Source organism: Collimonas fungivorans Ter331 (assembly GCF_000221045.1).
GTDB lineage: Bacteria > Pseudomonadota > Gammaproteobacteria > Burkholderiales > Burkholderiaceae_D > Collimonas > Collimonas fungivorans_A.
The window spans coordinates 3,674,743-3,688,218 of the sequence record NC_015856.1 but is presented as its reverse complement, the minus strand read 5'-3'; the positions used below and the strand labels follow the sequence as shown (position 1 = coordinate 3,688,218).

13 protein-coding genes, 1 tRNA gene and 1 pseudogene are annotated in these 13,476 nt (G+C 56.8%); 10 read left to right on the top strand and 5 right to left on the bottom strand.

Going from position 1 to position 13,476, the window contains the following annotated elements; translation table 11 throughout:
- The first annotated feature begins 285 nt into the window (after nucleotides 1–285).
- Nucleotides 286–543, top strand: a complete 258-nt coding sequence (locus CFU_RS24920; RefSeq protein ID WP_190275164.1) for a SymE family type I addiction module toxin — start codon at nucleotides 286–288, stop codon at nucleotides 541–543.
- Nucleotides 544–588: 45 nt separating this feature from the next.
- Here CFU_RS24920 and CFU_RS16205 read toward each other — a convergent pair whose 3' ends face one another.
- Entirely contained in the window at nucleotides 589–1,053 is a 465-nt protein-coding gene (locus CFU_RS16205) for an RDD family protein (protein ID WP_041742208.1), read from the bottom strand.
- Between the two features lie 181 nt (nucleotides 1,054–1,234).
- Here CFU_RS16205 and CFU_RS16200 point away from each other — a divergent pair, with 181 nt between their 5' ends.
- Together CFU_RS16200 and CFU_RS16195 are read left to right on the top strand one after the other, a co-directional pair.
- Complete coding sequence (locus CFU_RS16200; protein ID WP_041742207.1) at nucleotides 1,235–1,879, top strand: dihydrofolate reductase family protein; 645 nt, start codon at nucleotides 1,235–1,237, stop codon at nucleotides 1,877–1,879.
- Nucleotides 1,880–1,987: 108 nt separating this feature from the next.
- Nucleotides 1,988–2,665 (top strand): HAD-IA family hydrolase, encoded by a 678-nt coding sequence (locus CFU_RS16195; protein WP_041742206.1) that lies wholly within the window; start codon nucleotides 1,988–1,990, stop codon nucleotides 2,663–2,665.
- A 117-nt stretch (nucleotides 2,666–2,782) separates the two neighbouring features.
- Here the strand turns inward: CFU_RS16195 and CFU_RS16190 are convergent, their stop codons facing one another.
- Entirely contained in the window at nucleotides 2,783–3,076 is a 294-nt protein-coding gene (locus CFU_RS16190; protein WP_041742205.1) for a hypothetical protein, read from the bottom strand.
- A 395-nt stretch (nucleotides 3,077–3,471) separates the two neighbouring features.
- On the opposite strand from CFU_RS16190, the pseudogene CFU_RS16185 reads away from it, so the two are divergent.
- Nucleotides 3,472–3,849, top strand: a pseudogene (locus tag CFU_RS16185) (helix-turn-helix domain-containing protein); the annotation flags it as partial.
- 1,464 nt (nucleotides 3,850–5,313) lie between these two features.
- On the opposite strand, the gene CFU_RS16175 reads toward CFU_RS16185, so the two are convergent.
- Both CFU_RS16175 and CFU_RS16170 read right to left on the bottom strand, forming a co-directional pair.
- Nucleotides 5,314–5,389: transfer RNA gene (locus tag CFU_RS16175), tRNA-Asn, on the bottom strand.
- A 107-nt stretch (nucleotides 5,390–5,496) separates the two neighbouring features.
- A complete protein-coding gene (locus tag CFU_RS16170) occupies nucleotides 5,497–6,714 on the bottom strand; it encodes an aromatic amino acid transaminase (RefSeq protein WP_041742203.1) in 1,218 nt (405 codons plus the stop codon).
- Between the two features lie 127 nt (nucleotides 6,715–6,841).
- Here CFU_RS16170 and uvrB point away from each other — a divergent pair, with 127 nt between their 5' ends.
- Nucleotides 6,842–8,923, top strand: coding sequence for an excinuclease ABC subunit UvrB (gene uvrB, locus CFU_RS16165; RefSeq protein WP_014007113.1), 2,082 nt, complete (start codon nucleotides 6,842–6,844; stop codon nucleotides 8,921–8,923).
- Between the two features lie 51 nt (nucleotides 8,924–8,974).
- Nucleotides 8,975–9,763 (top strand): uracil-DNA glycosylase, encoded by a 789-nt coding sequence (locus CFU_RS16160; RefSeq protein ID WP_014007112.1) that lies wholly within the window; start codon nucleotides 8,975–8,977, stop codon nucleotides 9,761–9,763.
- Here the strand turns inward: CFU_RS16160 and CFU_RS16155 are convergent.
- Nucleotides 9,760–10,536, bottom strand: a complete 777-nt coding sequence (locus tag CFU_RS16155; protein WP_041742202.1) for a TetR/AcrR family transcriptional regulator — start codon at nucleotides 10,534–10,536, stop codon at nucleotides 9,760–9,762. The genes CFU_RS16160 and CFU_RS16155 overlap by 4 nt on opposite strands.
- A gap of 325 nt (nucleotides 10,537–10,861) precedes the next feature.
- Here CFU_RS16155 and iscR point away from each other — a divergent pair, with 325 nt between their 5' ends.
- From iscR to iscA, 4 genes are all read left to right on the top strand, one after another.
- Nucleotides 10,862–11,356, top strand: coding sequence for a Fe-S cluster assembly transcriptional regulator IscR (gene iscR / locus CFU_RS16150; RefSeq protein ID WP_014007109.1), 495 nt, complete (start codon nucleotides 10,862–10,864; stop codon nucleotides 11,354–11,356).
- Between the two features lie 17 nt (nucleotides 11,357–11,373).
- Nucleotides 11,374–12,627 carry an IscS subfamily cysteine desulfurase gene (locus tag CFU_RS16145; protein WP_041742201.1) on the top strand — a complete coding sequence of 418 codons (1,254 nt, stop codon included), beginning with the start codon at nucleotides 11,374–11,376 and terminating at the stop codon, nucleotides 12,625–12,627.
- Nucleotides 12,628–12,698: 71 nt separating this feature from the next.
- A complete protein-coding gene (gene iscU / locus CFU_RS16140; protein WP_014007107.1) occupies nucleotides 12,699–13,097 on the top strand; it encodes a Fe-S cluster assembly scaffold IscU in 399 nt (132 codons plus the stop codon).
- A gap of 37 nt (nucleotides 13,098–13,134) precedes the next feature.
- Nucleotides 13,135–13,458, top strand: a complete 324-nt coding sequence (gene iscA, locus CFU_RS16135; RefSeq protein ID WP_014007106.1) for an iron-sulfur cluster assembly protein IscA — start codon at nucleotides 13,135–13,137, stop codon at nucleotides 13,456–13,458.
- Nucleotides 13,459–13,476: the final 18 nt, after the last annotated feature.

Here is a 13,476-nt window from a genome sequence, read left to right as displayed (position 1 = left end):
TTTATTTAAGAAATCGGATAATTGTCATTACGATAAGTGGCGTTTATAGTGAATCGTCCCTGAGAAAGAAGGGAACAGGTTGGGAAGCCTGAATCACCAAACGCGCACAGACCGCGCCAAGCGGTTTTTTCATGTGCATACGCTTTGCTTGTCTCTATGGGTGGCAATGGCGGGGAGCCCTCGGGCTGCCGGTTTGCGTTTGGTACCGGTCTTCCTGCCCTGCCATTTGCCGCCCTCCCGTCAGGAAGCGTGAGGCGGCTTGATCGCTACCAGACGGAGGTCGCAATGAATCAATGGTTCCATTTGCCGAAAGCATCTTCTCAACCCAAATCCGCAGCGGACGACAGTCCTGCAGCCACTCCAGCGCGTGTCAAAACGGCTCATCGAGACCGATGGCTTACCGTGGGCCTGTACCCGGAATTTCACGCCCAAAAACCATGGATTCGGCTGCATGGCGTCTGGCTGAAGGAAGCCGGCTTCAACCCGCAGACCAAGGTCAAGGTGCGGGTGATGCAGGGATGTTTAGTTATCACGACAGAATAGCGTCACAGTGTTTTCCCAGCGCGACGCGATAGCACGAAGCCGGCATCAATCGCCAAACTTGACCGGCTCCGCGCCAACATTTTTACGTCGTACCACAACAGTTCCGGCAATCTTGTCATGCCATCCCTGCTTGCGCTTGTCGATCCCAACCCAGATCAGCCCGAGGCAAAGAGGGAAGGTTGAAACGAAGTAGCCCAGGTAGCGGATCGCCTCCTGCGTGAAGCTCGGCTTGCCCCCCGTCTTGGCATCGACGATGCGGGCGCCTATCGCCATCTTTCCCGGCGTCGCTTGCCGCGCCCGCCAGAACGCGATGACCACGGCTGCCGGCAGGATGTAGGAAACCAGGATGTTCGCCGGCCCGCTCAGCGTCACGCCCGAGGCCAGTTCTTCGCGTCCGTAAATGGCGAACAGTATCGGGAAGATCACAACCAGCAGCAGGACCGTGTCGATCAGGCTGGCCCAGACTCTCAGCCAGAATCCGACATATTCGAATTCGGTGGATTCATTCATTTTTAATCCTGTCATTGGTGTGCTGTCTCGATGCTTCGACCCGTGCCCAGTGTATCTCAAGCTGCATTCGCATATGTGCAATCGGCGGTGCTATATTATTGCTCTGAAAGCTCTCTACAGTTGTCAATGCCGCTACCCAGGCGCGTCGGGTTGCCGGCGCTAATTGAAAGGATCGGCAGCCATGTCCAAACTCTGTGTGCGCAGTTTCTCTTTATCCCTTGACGGTTACGGCGCAGGCCCCGGCCAGAATCTCGACAATCCGCTCGGCGTCGGCGGCAAGGCCTTGCACCAATGGGCTTTCACCACGCGAACGTTTCAAAAGATGTTTGGAAATGAGGGCGGTGCGACCGGCGTGGATGACGACTTTGCAGCGCGCGGTTTCGACAACATCGGCGCCTGGATCATGGGACGCAACATGTTCGGGCCCGTCAGAGGTGCGTGGCCCGACGATACATGGAAGGGATGGTGGGGTGACAATCCGCCGTACCATACCCAGGTCTTCGTGCTGACCCACCATGCCCGGCCATCGATCACGATGGAGGGCGGCACCGTGTTCCACTTCATTACTGATGATATCCATGCCGCGCTCCAGCGCGCCACCGAGGCTGCCGGCGGTCGCGATATCCGGCTCGGCGGCGGCGTCGACACGGTCCGGCAATACCTTCGTGCAGGACTCGTCGACGAATTGCACCTTGCCATCTCACCGGTCCTGCTCGGTGCCGGGGAAAATCTTCTGGCCGGCATCGACATGCCGAAACTCGGCTATAAGGTCGCAGAATATGTCCCCACGCCGAATGCGGTCCATGTCGTCCTGACGAAATCCTGAACACGTACGAGATGTAAAAAGGGAGGGGGAGGCCGTGGCGCCTGACGCGCATCCGTTTGATATCGGAGATAATGGACGCCCCTAGTTTGCGTGTGAAGGAAAGAGAAAATGGCAGGTCGTGGCTCATCGTTACCCGAAGGTCGATACAGTGCCTTCCTTTTCGATATGGATGGCACCATTCTCAACTCGATAGCCGCGGCAGAACGCATCTGGGGCGCGTGGGCGGTTCGCCATGGCCTCGAGCTGGCATCCTTCCTGCCGACCATGCACGGTTCGCGTGCCGTCGACACCATAACCCGACTGGGACTCCCCGGGATAAATCCTGAAGTCGAAGCATTGAAAATCACTGATGCCGAAATTAATGACGTCGAGGGCATTGTCGAGATACCTGGCGCGACGGATTTTTTAAAGTCTCTGCCACCGACCAAATGGGCAGTTGTGACTTCGGCTCCCAAGGATCTGGCGTTGCGGCGCATGAAAGCGGCGGGCATTCCTGTTCCGGCTGTGCTTGTGACGGCTGACGATGTTGCTGCCGGAAAGCCGAACCCTGATTGCTATCTGCTGGCGGCCCGGAAACTGGAAGTGGACGTTAGCAGCTGTCTGATATTTGAAGATGCGCCCGTCGGCATTGCCGCTGGCGAAGCGGCTGGCGCAACAGTACTGGTTGTTACCGCAACCCATGGTCATCCGATAAATAGCACGCACTCAACGATCAAGAATTACGAAAAAATATTTGCTAAGGCTGATGAGGATGGCTCTATCCTGCTTGAAGGGCAGGCGGCCTAGTCAAGACTGGAAGTCCGGTTTTCAAAGTTCACGTATGAAATGCGATATAAGCGGAGATCAGGATTTGCGAGACTGAGCGTCTGGAACAAACCACACAGAATTTTATACATCATTAAGTCAATGATGCCCTTGCTCAAAATAGTCATTTGCCGCATTGCCTATTCCGACGATTGGATCGTCTCCAAGCATTGATTCGGCTGGATATATTCCGCTTCCTTTTGTTTCCGGTTCCCGTGAAAATGCGTAAACCACCGCGGCGCCAATGAAAGGAAGCAGCCAAATCACACCGTATTGATATGCCTTTTGGCGCCGCTCGAAGAGCTCACTCCTGATGATTACCTGGGTGACGCCAATGTTAGCGAGAGCAGCCAGAGCAATGATCAGATAGACGAGTATATGTTCGATATTCATAAGATCCAGCTGCGTTCAAGAATTACTCTCAAAAGAATCATGCAAACAAGCCTGCCTTGACCATCATACTCGCCGTAATTGATACCGGTGCCGACCGCGATATTCTCTTTCGTTTTCATTCCCAACTAGAAAAACTAGGAACAGGTCTTGCAATGGCATATGAAAGATTTTTTAGAGTTGCCTTGTTGGTGGCTTGCTTCAACAAGCGGCCCACGGATTAAGAGTCCGCTGCTCTATTTTACTCATGAGCCATATTTTGGCTCAATTGAGCTAAAATATGGCTCATGAGTGTTGATTTGCACCGAAAACTGACCCACTTAGTCGCATAATTTGCATCGAAAATTGACCCACGTTTAGCACACAATCCTACTTGTCAGAATGAGTAGGGGATCGGAGTGATCGACGTGGCATTACTAGGAATAATCAGACGCTGGCACCTTCGGGACCAGGTTCCACTCAGGGAAATCGCCAAGCGGTTGGGCATCTCGCGCAACACCGTCCGGCGCTACCTACGTTCGGAAACGACCGAGCCGGCCTATGCAGAGCGCCAATCTGCCAGCGCCATCGACCCATACGCCTTCCAGCTCTCAGGCTGGCTCAAGACCGAGGCGGCCAAATCTCGCAAGCAACGACGCAGCCTGAAACAGCTTCACGAGGACCTGTCGGAATTGGGTTTCAAGGGGTCTTACGACAGGGTGGCGGCGTTCGCTAGGCAATGGAGGGAGGGTCAAACTGAGTGGGTCAATTCGGCGCGCAAACGAACACTTTTTCCGCATAAACAATTCGGGTATGCGGTAATTCACGTTCGATAGCGTGTTTTAAAAAACTTCGCCGCTCTGACGGGATGTTCGTTTCTTTATTTGCACCACAAAGAAAAATGAGTGAAATGTTCCGACGAATAGAAAAACGGCCCTTATCAAGGGCCGCTGAGAATGCATCTAATTTCGTCCCGAGCTTTGGCTTGGGCATTTCTAAAAATTTATCTAACATGCCTACCTAATGCAGCGAGGGATTCGAATGTGGATTTTTGTCGACCGGCGGAAATCCACATTCGAATTCCTCGCCTGATGAGTAAAAATCCAAGGCGGATAATGACTCATTATCCGATTCAGCTTGCGCCGAATAACGCTAGGCAAATCGATTGTAATGATTGTAGCCCAGTTGTCAACAAGTAATTTTTTGAATTCTTTTTGTTTTGACAAAGCTCTTATCCTCCATTTTGCATATGGCGAAGTTCTAGATTGGCTCTTTTCTGCTTAGTTGGCGACGACAACCGAGCAAGTGGGAGAGGCACTCGCCTCGAAAGAATTTTTTCGCTAAGCATACTTTCGACAGTAAAGTGGTTTTGAAGGGCGCAGCCTGCTGGGACCATCGTGCAACGGTGGGGCAAGGCGTCCAGTCGCCGCCCCGTACCGAGTGTCCTGTCCATAGGACCGAGGGATGGTCGGGAGGAGCCGCAAGTCAGTTTCTCTCCAGAGAAAACAGGACCGCCCATGGTCCAGTGGCGCAATGGGGGGGCGGCAGCGTGAGGGCGTCCAGCCCGAAGTGTTGCGTGCGGCCCTAGCCGTCGAAGAGCAGCACGTCGATGCACTTTTAAAAAGACGGTCCGGGGGAATCGAGGGAATCGAGGGAATCGGGGTCAAGTCTTGCAATGACACGTGGAGTACTTCGTGTTTACAGTTTGTTAGTACTTTCTCGAACAGGTGGGTCAAGGATTAGGAGTCCGCTGTTCTCATTAAAGGATTCAGCCATATTTCGACTGAATCCTTCGGGCTGGACCACGGCTATCTTGGTCAACCTATTAGCATGTCCAGGTGGTATGCATCTCTGTGCACTCATGAGCAGCACCAAGCTTGGTTCTGTAAGCTCAACACAAAATCTCCGACTTATAAGGAGTTGAGCGCGGTTATCGGCAAGTTTGAGAATGTAGAAGAAGTTCTGAATTCCCAGTCCGAATTTCATGCTTACATTCGGGTATTGGCAGATGCGAGCGATATGCGAAATGAAGTGGAGTGCGAAGGTTGTGATGGGGTGACGGAGGATCTGACTGAGCAAGTCATTCGGTGTGCGAAGATGCTTGGGGAAGTGCTGTGATGCCACGCCTCGGAAAATATTCCAATTGGCGCAAAATGTTTTTTGCTCGAGGGGCTGCGGCAGCAAGATTTTTTGCGGAGCATGTAAAGAATTGCGGAGCAAAAGAAAAGGGGTCACATTTGCATGTGACCCCTTTGGAATCTTGGCTCCCCGACCTGGACTCGAACCAGGGACCTGCGGATTAACAGTCCGTCGCTCTACCAACTGAGCTATCAGGGAATTGAAAGAAGCAGAATTATAGTCTCGAATTCGCTGAGTTGTCAAAGCTTTTTCTAAACTTTTCTACATCCCGGAGCAGTCGTTGCAACTTCTCCGGGAGCCGAATATTACAGGACTTTTACGATTGCGGCGACAACATTATCAATATTTTTGGTATTGAGCGCGGCCACGCAGATGCGGCCGGTGTCGACGGCGTAGATCGAGAATTCGTCGCGCAGGCGTTCGACCTGGGCCTTGGTCAGGCCGGAGTAGGAGAACATGCCGCGTTGCTTGGTGACGAAATCGAAGTCGTGGCCTGGGGCCTGTTCCTTCAGTTTTTTCACCAGCAGGTGGCGCATTTCGCGGATGCGTACGCGCATGCCGGCCAGTTCTTCTTCCCACAGCTTGCGCAGCTCTGGCGAGGCCAGGGCGGTGGCGACTACCTGGCCGCCGTGGATCGGCGGGTTGGAGTAGTTGGTGCGCACCACGCGCTTGAGTTGCGACAGCACGCGGCCGGCTTCTTCCTTGCTGGCGGCGACGATGCTCAGGGCGCCGACGCGTTCGCCGTACAGCGAGAACGATTTCGAGAACGAGTTCGATACGAACACCGGGCCGCCTGCTTCGGTGAAGCGGCGCACTACCTGGCCGTCGGCTTCGATGCCGTCGCCAAAGCCCTGGTAGGCCATGTCGAGGAAGGGCACCAGGCCGCGCTGGGTGACGACGTCGATGACCTGGGTCCATTCGGCATCGCTGAGGTCGGCGCCGGTCGGGTTGTGGCAGCAGGCGTGCAGCAGGACGACCGAACCGCTCGGCATCGATTTCAGCGCATCCAGCATGCCGCTGAAGTTGACGCCGCGGGTGGCCGGGTCATAGTAAGGATAATTGTTGACGGTGAAGCCGGCCGATTCGAACAGCGCGCGGTGGTTTTCCCAGCTTGGATCGCTGATCCAGACTTGCGTGTTGTCGGCGCTGAAGCGCTTGAGGAAATCGGCGCCCAGTTTCAGCGCGCCGGTGCCGCCGATGGCTTGCACGGTGATCGCGCGCTTCTCTTGAACTACGGCGCTGTCGGCCCCAAATACCAGTTCTTGCACAGCCTTGTCGTAAGCCGCCAGGCCTTCGATCGGCAGGTAGGTGCGCGGCGCCAGTTTTTCGATCAGCAGCGCTTCCGCCTTTTGCACGCATTCCAGCAGCGGCACCTTGCCGTTGTCATCGTAATAGACGCCGACGCCGAGGTTGGTCTTGCCTGGATTCTGGTCCGCATTGAAACCCTCGGTGATGCCGAGGATAGGATCGCGTGGCGCCATTTCGATGGCGGTAAAGAGGGAGGCTGAAAGAGGTGCGTTCATCGTGATAACATAAAAAGTTGGCTGCAAAAGAGATTTTGCGGCCGGGTTGAATGCTGTGCCGGGTCACGAGACAAATCGCTGATCGGCGCGGATTTACTACCGTCTATTTTACCAAAGGTCGAAGCCCATGGCTGACATATCACAGGTTCAGAGCACTGTCGACGAGTCCAAAATCGTCACTTTTCCGAATTCGCCGTACAAGCTGTTCCAGCCGTTCCAGCCGGCCGGCGACCAGCCTGAGGCCATCGACAAGCTCGCCGAGGGCCTGCAAGACGGCCTGTTCTACCAGACCTTGCTGGGGGTGACCGGCTCCGGCAAGACCTATACGATGGCCAACGTGATCGCCCGCATGGGGCGGCCGGCGATCGTCTTCGCTCCCAATAAGACGCTGGCGGCCCAGCTGTACAGCGAGTTCCGCGAGTTTTTCCCGCACAACGCCGTCGAGTATTTCGTCAGCTACTACGATTATTACCAGCCGGAAGCCTATGTGCCGCAGCGCGACTTGTTCATCGAGAAAGATTCCTCGATCAATGAGCACATAGAACAGATGCGCCTGTCCTGCACCAAATCGCTGATGGAACGGCGCGATGTGGTCATTGTGGCAACGGTGTCGGCGATCTACGGTATCGGTAATCCCAACGAATACCACCAGATGATCCTGACCTTGCGCGCCAAGGACAAGGTCAGCCAGCGCGACGTCATCGCGCGCCTGATCCAGATGCAATACACGCGCAACGAGATCGATTTCGGCCGCGGCACCTTCCGCGTGCGCGGCGACACCATCGACGTCTTTCCGGCCGAGCATGCCGAGCTGGCCTTGCGCATCGAGATGTTCGACGATGAAATCGACAGCTTGCAGCTGTTCGACCCGCTCACCGGCCGCGTGCGGCAAAAGATCCCGCGCTTCACCGTCTATCCCGGTTCGCACTATGTAACGCCGCGCGCCACCGTGCTGCGCGCCATCGAAACCATCAAGGATGAACTGCGCGACCGGCTCGAATTTTTCCGTAAGGAAAATAAACTGATTGAAGAGCAGCGCATTGAGCAGCGCACCCGTTTCGATCTGGAAATGATGCAGGAAATCGGTTTCACCAAGGGCATCGAAAACTATTCGCGCCACCTGAGCGGCGCCTTGCCGGGCGAGCCGCCGCCGACCCTGGTCGATTACCTGCCGCAGGATGCGCTGATGTTCCTGGACGAATCGCACGTGCTGATCGGCCAGCTGAACGCCATGTACAACGGCGACCGCTCGCGCAAGACCAACCTGGTGGATTACGGTTTCCGGCTGCCGTCGGCGCTGGATAACCGGCCGCTGCGTTTCGATGAATTCGAAGGCAAGATGCGGCAGACGATTTTTGTCTCGGCCACGCCGGCCGATTATGAAAACCAGCATGCCGACCAGGTGGTGGAGCAGGTGGTGCGGCCGACCGGCCTGATCGATCCTGCGATCGAAGTGCGGCCGGCCTTGAGCCAGGTCGACGACCTGATGAACGAAGCCAATGCCCGCATCAAGAAGAACGAACGGGTGCTGGTCACCACGCTGACCAAGCGCATGGCGGAGCAGCTGACCGAGTTCCTGAGCGATAACGGCATCAAGGTGCGCTACCTGCACAGCGATATCGAAACCGTCGAGCGCGTGGAAATCATCCGCGACCTGCGCCTGGGCACGTTCGACGTGCTGGTTGGCATCAACCTGCTGCGCGAGGGCCTGGATATTCCTGAAGTGTCGCTGGTGGCGATCCTGGATGCCGACAAGGAAGGCTTCCTGCGTTCCGAGCGCAGCCTGATCCAGACCATAGGCCGCGCCGCGCGTAACCTGAACGGCACCGCGATCCTGTATGCGGACCGCATGACCGATTCCATGCGCCGCGCCATCGACGAAACCGAGCGCCGCCGCAACAAGCAGATCGCCTTCAATGCCGCCAACGGCATCACGCCGGTCGGCATCAGCAAGCAGATCAAGGAATTGATCGACGGCGTCTACAGCCCGCAGGAAGCGCGCGAAGTGCTGCATGCGGCGCAGGACCAGGCCAAGTACGAGGCGATGAGCGAGAAACAGGTGAGCAAGGAGATCAAGCGCCTGGAGAAGCAGATGGTCGATCACGCCAAGAACCTGGAGTTCGAAAAAGCCGCCCAGGTGCGCGACCAGCTGCATGTGCTGAAGCAGCAGCTGTTCGGTGCGCCGGGCGCGGACAATATCGTTTTGTAGTTGCAGGATTTTTTGCAGCCTGTGTTTGATCAATCCTGTTTTTGACGATTTATGACTGATTTTCTTCCTGCTTCAATCCGTTCCGCGTTGACCGGCGTGCATGCTTCCTGGCTCGCCATCCTGGAGCACGGCTTGCGCGCGGTGGCGCAAGCCAATCCGGCCTACCTGAAGGACTTGGCCGCGGCCGATTACCTGCCTACCGAGGGCCGTATGTTTGCCGCCTTCACCCAGCCGCTGGAAGCGGTGCGTTATGTGCTGGTGGGCGAGGGACCTTATCCGCGCGCGGCCAGCGCCACCGGCGTCTGTTTCATGGACGGCGCGGTCGGCTCCCTGTGGTCGGAGAAGGGGCTGTCGAAGCAGGTCAACCGCGCGACTTCCCTGCGCAATTTCATGAAGATGCTGCTGGTCGCCGATGGCCAGCTGGCGCTGGAAAACACGACCGGCGATGCGATGTCGGATGTGGCGTTGCAGGCGCAGAAGGACGGTTCACAGGCGATCCAGCTGCTGGCCGACCTGCAGGACAACATGGTGAAACGGGGATTTTTGCTGCTGAACGCTTCGCTGGTGTTCCGTCCGGACGTGCCGCCGGTCAAGGACGCCAAGGCCTGGCAGCCGTTCATGCAGGCAGTGTTGCAGGGGCTGGCCGATGCCGCGGACAAACGCGGCGAGGATCTGCCGACGCTGGTGTTGTGGGGGAAAATCGCCGAGCAGCTGAATGCCTACCCAGTGACTGCGCGCTTTCCGAAAGCAGTCGCCGAGCACCCATACAATCTCAGCTTCATCGGCAACGCCGGCATGCAGGCCCTGTTCGGGCCGATGCAGCTGTTGCGGCGTACTTAGATCAGGCTCATTTGCCGCAGGTCGATTTCGGCCTGGGTCAGCGGTTTTTCTGCTGCGGGCGCAGGTGCCGGGGGCGGGCTGAGATCCAGTTGCGGCTCAGCGACAGGCGTCGCGGTTTTCGGGGCCGGCGCCGGTTTGCTCCGTTTGCCGGCGGCCGGGACGGCGTTGGCCAGCCAGCGCTTGAGCATGTCGTCGAACAGCCCCAGCATCGCTTCCGGCAGTTCCGGCGTGTAGGCCTGGCGGATCACGATGCCGTCCCACATGGCGGTCAGCAGCAGCGCCGCCGCATGGGCATCCAGGGCCTGGTCGATCTGGCCGCGTTCCTGGGCGGTGCGCAGCATGTCGGCCAGGCCGTCTACCCACTCCGTCTCCGCCGTCTTGATCACCGCACCCACACGCTTGTTGCGCAAGCCTTCCGCGTAAATCTCGGTCATCAGGCCGGCGTCGCTGATCGCTGCGTAGCGGCGGGCGAAGGCGCGGGTGATGGCGGACAGCGCCTGCGGCAGGTCGTCGGTATCGTGGAATTCAGATAACAAAGTACGCGCCTGGCGCCTTTCGTCCTCCGCCATGGCCGCAATAATCGCATCCTTGCTGGTGAAATAGCGGTACACCGCGCCCGGGCCGAGGCCGACTTCGGTGCAGATCTCCTGCATCGAGGTCTGGTGGAAACCGGCCTTGCGGAAGCACTTTCCTGCGGATTTCAGGATGTCGACGCGTTTCTGGTCAGCTCTCTGCGTCGGTGATTGCGGTGTCTTGGATTTGCGGATGGCCATGCTGCTCAAAAAGAGGACTGTGCGGGAGGGTCGGTATTATAGGTTTAAGCGCCGCTTCCTTGAATATATTTTTACATTTGACACCATTCCGACCGCCATGGCTTGTGTCTATATGGCAATTTCCCGCGTCAAATCCGGCTCGTTCCAGATGCCCTTGTTTGTTGTAATTGTATAAATGACAATCGGCGCAAAAGCCAAGCCCGGCGCGGGATTCCAGGAATCGGGCAATACCTGACGGATTCACTCAAGTTTGGTATACTGTCACAACACCTCGTAATCCAGCATTTGGGATACACGGATAGATAGGTTTAAGAGCGGAGATTACATGCGTCTGACTACAAAAGGCCGGTTTGCGGTAACTGCGATGATCGATTTGGCATTGCGCCAAGGCAAAGGTCCGGTAACTTTGTCTGCAATTAGCGAGCGTCAAGAGATTTCCCTGTCATATCTGGAACAATTGTTCGGTAAATTGCGTCGTCACCAGATTGTTGAATCCGTGCGCGGGCCAGGCGGCGGATACAACCTGGCGCGCAAGGCGGAAGACGTTACGGTGGCGGACATCATTATCGCGGTCGACGAACCGCTGGATGCGACCCAGTGCGGCGGCAAGGAAAACTGCCACAGCCCGGATCACGAGGGCGGCAGCCGTTGCATGACACATGACCTGTGGTCGACCTTGAACGCCAAGATGGTCGAATACCTGGATTCGGTGTCGCTGAAGGATTTGGTGGATCAGCAACATGCGCAGCAGCAGGCGCAGCAGAGGAAGGCCCTGGAACAAAACGTGGTGGTGATGCATAGGTCCCACCTGGTCGCTTGATTGGAGCTAGAAAAAGTATGAACGCACCCTTGGAAAAAAGCCTGATAGACACATTGAAGGCGCCTCACTTCCCGATTTACATGGACTATTCGGCAACCACGCCTATCGATCCGCGTGTGGCCGACAAGATGATTCCCTATTTGCGCGAGCAATTCGGCAACCCGGCTTCGCGCAGCCACATGTATGGCTGGTCCGCTGAAAAAGCCGTGGAAGATGCGCGCGAGCAGGTCGCCAAGCTGGTCAACGCCGATTCGCGCGAGATCATCTGGACTTCCGGCGCCACCGAAGGCAACAACCTGGCGATCAAGGGCGCGGCCAATTTCTACAAGACCAAGGGCAAGCACATCATCACCGTCAAGACCGAGCACAAAGCCGTGCTGGACGTGGTGCGCGAACTGGAACGCCAAGGCTTCGAAGCGACTTACCTGCAGCCGCAGGACAATGGCCTGATCACGCTGGAACAGCTGGAAGCTGCGATCCGTCCCGACACCATCCTGGTCTCGGTGATGCTGGTCAACAATGAAATCGGCGTGATCCAGCCTGTCGCGGAAATCGGCGAACTGTGCCGCCAGAAGGGCATCATTTTCCATTGCGACGCGGCGCAAGCCACCGGCAAGGTAGTGATCGACCTGGAAAAATGGAAGGTCGACCTGATGACTTTCACTGCCCACAAGACATACGGTCCTAAAGGCATCGGCGCGCTGTATGTGCGGCGCAAACCGCGCGTCCGCCTGGAAGCGCAGATGCACGGCGGCGGCCATGAGCGCGGCCTGCGTTCGGGCACCTTGCCGACACACCAGATCGTCGGCATGGGCGCGGCTTTTGAAATCGCCCGTGAAGAAATGGATCAAGAAATCGTCCGCATCAAGGCGCTGCGCGACCGCCTGGCGACCGGCCTGCAAACGATTGAAGAAGTGTATGTCAACGGCGACATGGCGCACCGCGTGCCGCATAACCTCAACGTCAGTTTCAACTACGTTGAAGGCGAATCGCTGATCATGGCGATCAAGGACATTGCGGTATCGTCCGGTTCGGCCTGTACTTCGGCCAGCCTGGAGCCGTCGTATGTATTGCGCGCGCTGGGCCGCAGCGACGAACTGGCGCACAGCTCGATCCGTTTCACCATCGGCCGTTTCACGACCGAAGAAGACATCGATTTCACGATTGAACTGATCAAGACCAAGGTTGCGAAACTGCGCGAGCTGTCGCCGCTGTGGGACATGTACAAGGATGGCATCGACATCAGCACCATCCAATGGGCGGCGCACTAACAGGCGCATTTGCAAGATTACGCCGCAGCCGGTGAGAGGTCACCGGCGCGGCTCAAACAAGGAGTAGCAAAATGTCTTATTCAGAAAAAGTTTTGGACCACTACGAAAACCCACGCAATGTCGGCGCTTTTGAAAAGGGCGACGAAACCGTAGGCACCGGCATGGTCGGCGCGCCTGCATGCGGCGACGTCATGAAACTGCAGATCAAGGTCGGCGCCGACGGCATCATCCAGGACGCCAAGTTCAAGACCTACGGTTGCGGCTCGGCGATTGCTTCGTCGTCGCTGGTGACCGAATGGGTCAAGGGCAAGACGCTGGACCAGGCGATGTCGATCAAGAACACCCAGATCGCCGAAGAACTGGCGCTGCCGCCGGTCAAGATCCACTGCTCGATCCTGGCTGAAGATGCGATCAAGGCTGCGGTAGAAGATTACAAGGCCAAGCACGGCGAGCAAAAGCAGGCAGCTTAAAAGCTATTAATCTAGCGAAAAGAGATCGACGGCATATATGGCAATCACACTGACGGAAAAAGCGGCCAAGCACATCAACCGCTATATCGAACGGCGCGGCAAGGGCATCGGCCTGCGCTTCGGCGTGCGCACTACCGGTTGCTCGGGGCTGGCTTACAAACTGGAATACGTGGACGAGAAGACTGACGAAGATGCAGTGTTCGAATCGCACGGGATCCAGGTGTTTGTCGATCCCAAGAGCTTGCCGTATATCGACGGCACCGAGCTCGATTTTGCGCGCGAGGGTTTGAACGAAGGCTTCAAGTTCTACAACCCGAACGTCAAGGACGAGTGCGGCTGCGGCGAAAGTTTCCGGATCTGATCCAGGTCCGTCTGCTTG

Bases quoted from the DNA above. Each gene is read 5' to 3' on its own strand.
- CFU_RS24920 (WP_190275164.1), top strand. From the start codon at position 286: ATGAATCAATGGTTCCATTTGCCGAAAGCATCTTCTCAACCCAAATCC.
- CFU_RS16205 (WP_041742208.1), bottom strand. From the start codon at position 1,053: ATGAATGAATCCACCGAATTCGAATATGTCGGATTCTGGCTGAGAGTC.
- CFU_RS16200 (WP_041742207.1), top strand. From the start codon at position 1,235: ATGTCCAAACTCTGTGTGCGCAGTTTCTCTTTATCCCTTGACGGTTAC.
- CFU_RS16195 (WP_041742206.1), top strand. From the start codon at position 1,988: ATGGCAGGTCGTGGCTCATCGTTACCCGAAGGTCGATACAGTGCCTTC.
- CFU_RS16190 (WP_041742205.1), bottom strand. From the start codon at position 3,076: ATGAATATCGAACATATACTCGTCTATCTGATCATTGCTCTGGCTGCT.
- CFU_RS16170 (WP_041742203.1), bottom strand. From the start codon at position 6,714: ATGAACGCACCTCTTTCAGCCTCCCTCTTTACCGCCATCGAAATGGCG.
- uvrB (WP_014007113.1), top strand. From the start codon at position 6,842: ATGGCTGACATATCACAGGTTCAGAGCACTGTCGACGAGTCCAAAATC.
- CFU_RS16160 (WP_014007112.1), top strand. From the start codon at position 8,975: ATGACTGATTTTCTTCCTGCTTCAATCCGTTCCGCGTTGACCGGCGTG.
- CFU_RS16155 (WP_041742202.1), bottom strand. From the start codon at position 10,536: ATGGCCATCCGCAAATCCAAGACACCGCAATCACCGACGCAGAGAGCT.
- iscR (WP_014007109.1), top strand. From the start codon at position 10,862: ATGCGTCTGACTACAAAAGGCCGGTTTGCGGTAACTGCGATGATCGAT.
- CFU_RS16145 (WP_041742201.1), top strand. From the start codon at position 11,374: ATGAACGCACCCTTGGAAAAAAGCCTGATAGACACATTGAAGGCGCCT.
- iscU (WP_014007107.1), top strand. From the start codon at position 12,699: ATGTCTTATTCAGAAAAAGTTTTGGACCACTACGAAAACCCACGCAAT.
- iscA (WP_014007106.1), top strand. From the start codon at position 13,135: ATGGCAATCACACTGACGGAAAAAGCGGCCAAGCACATCAACCGCTAT.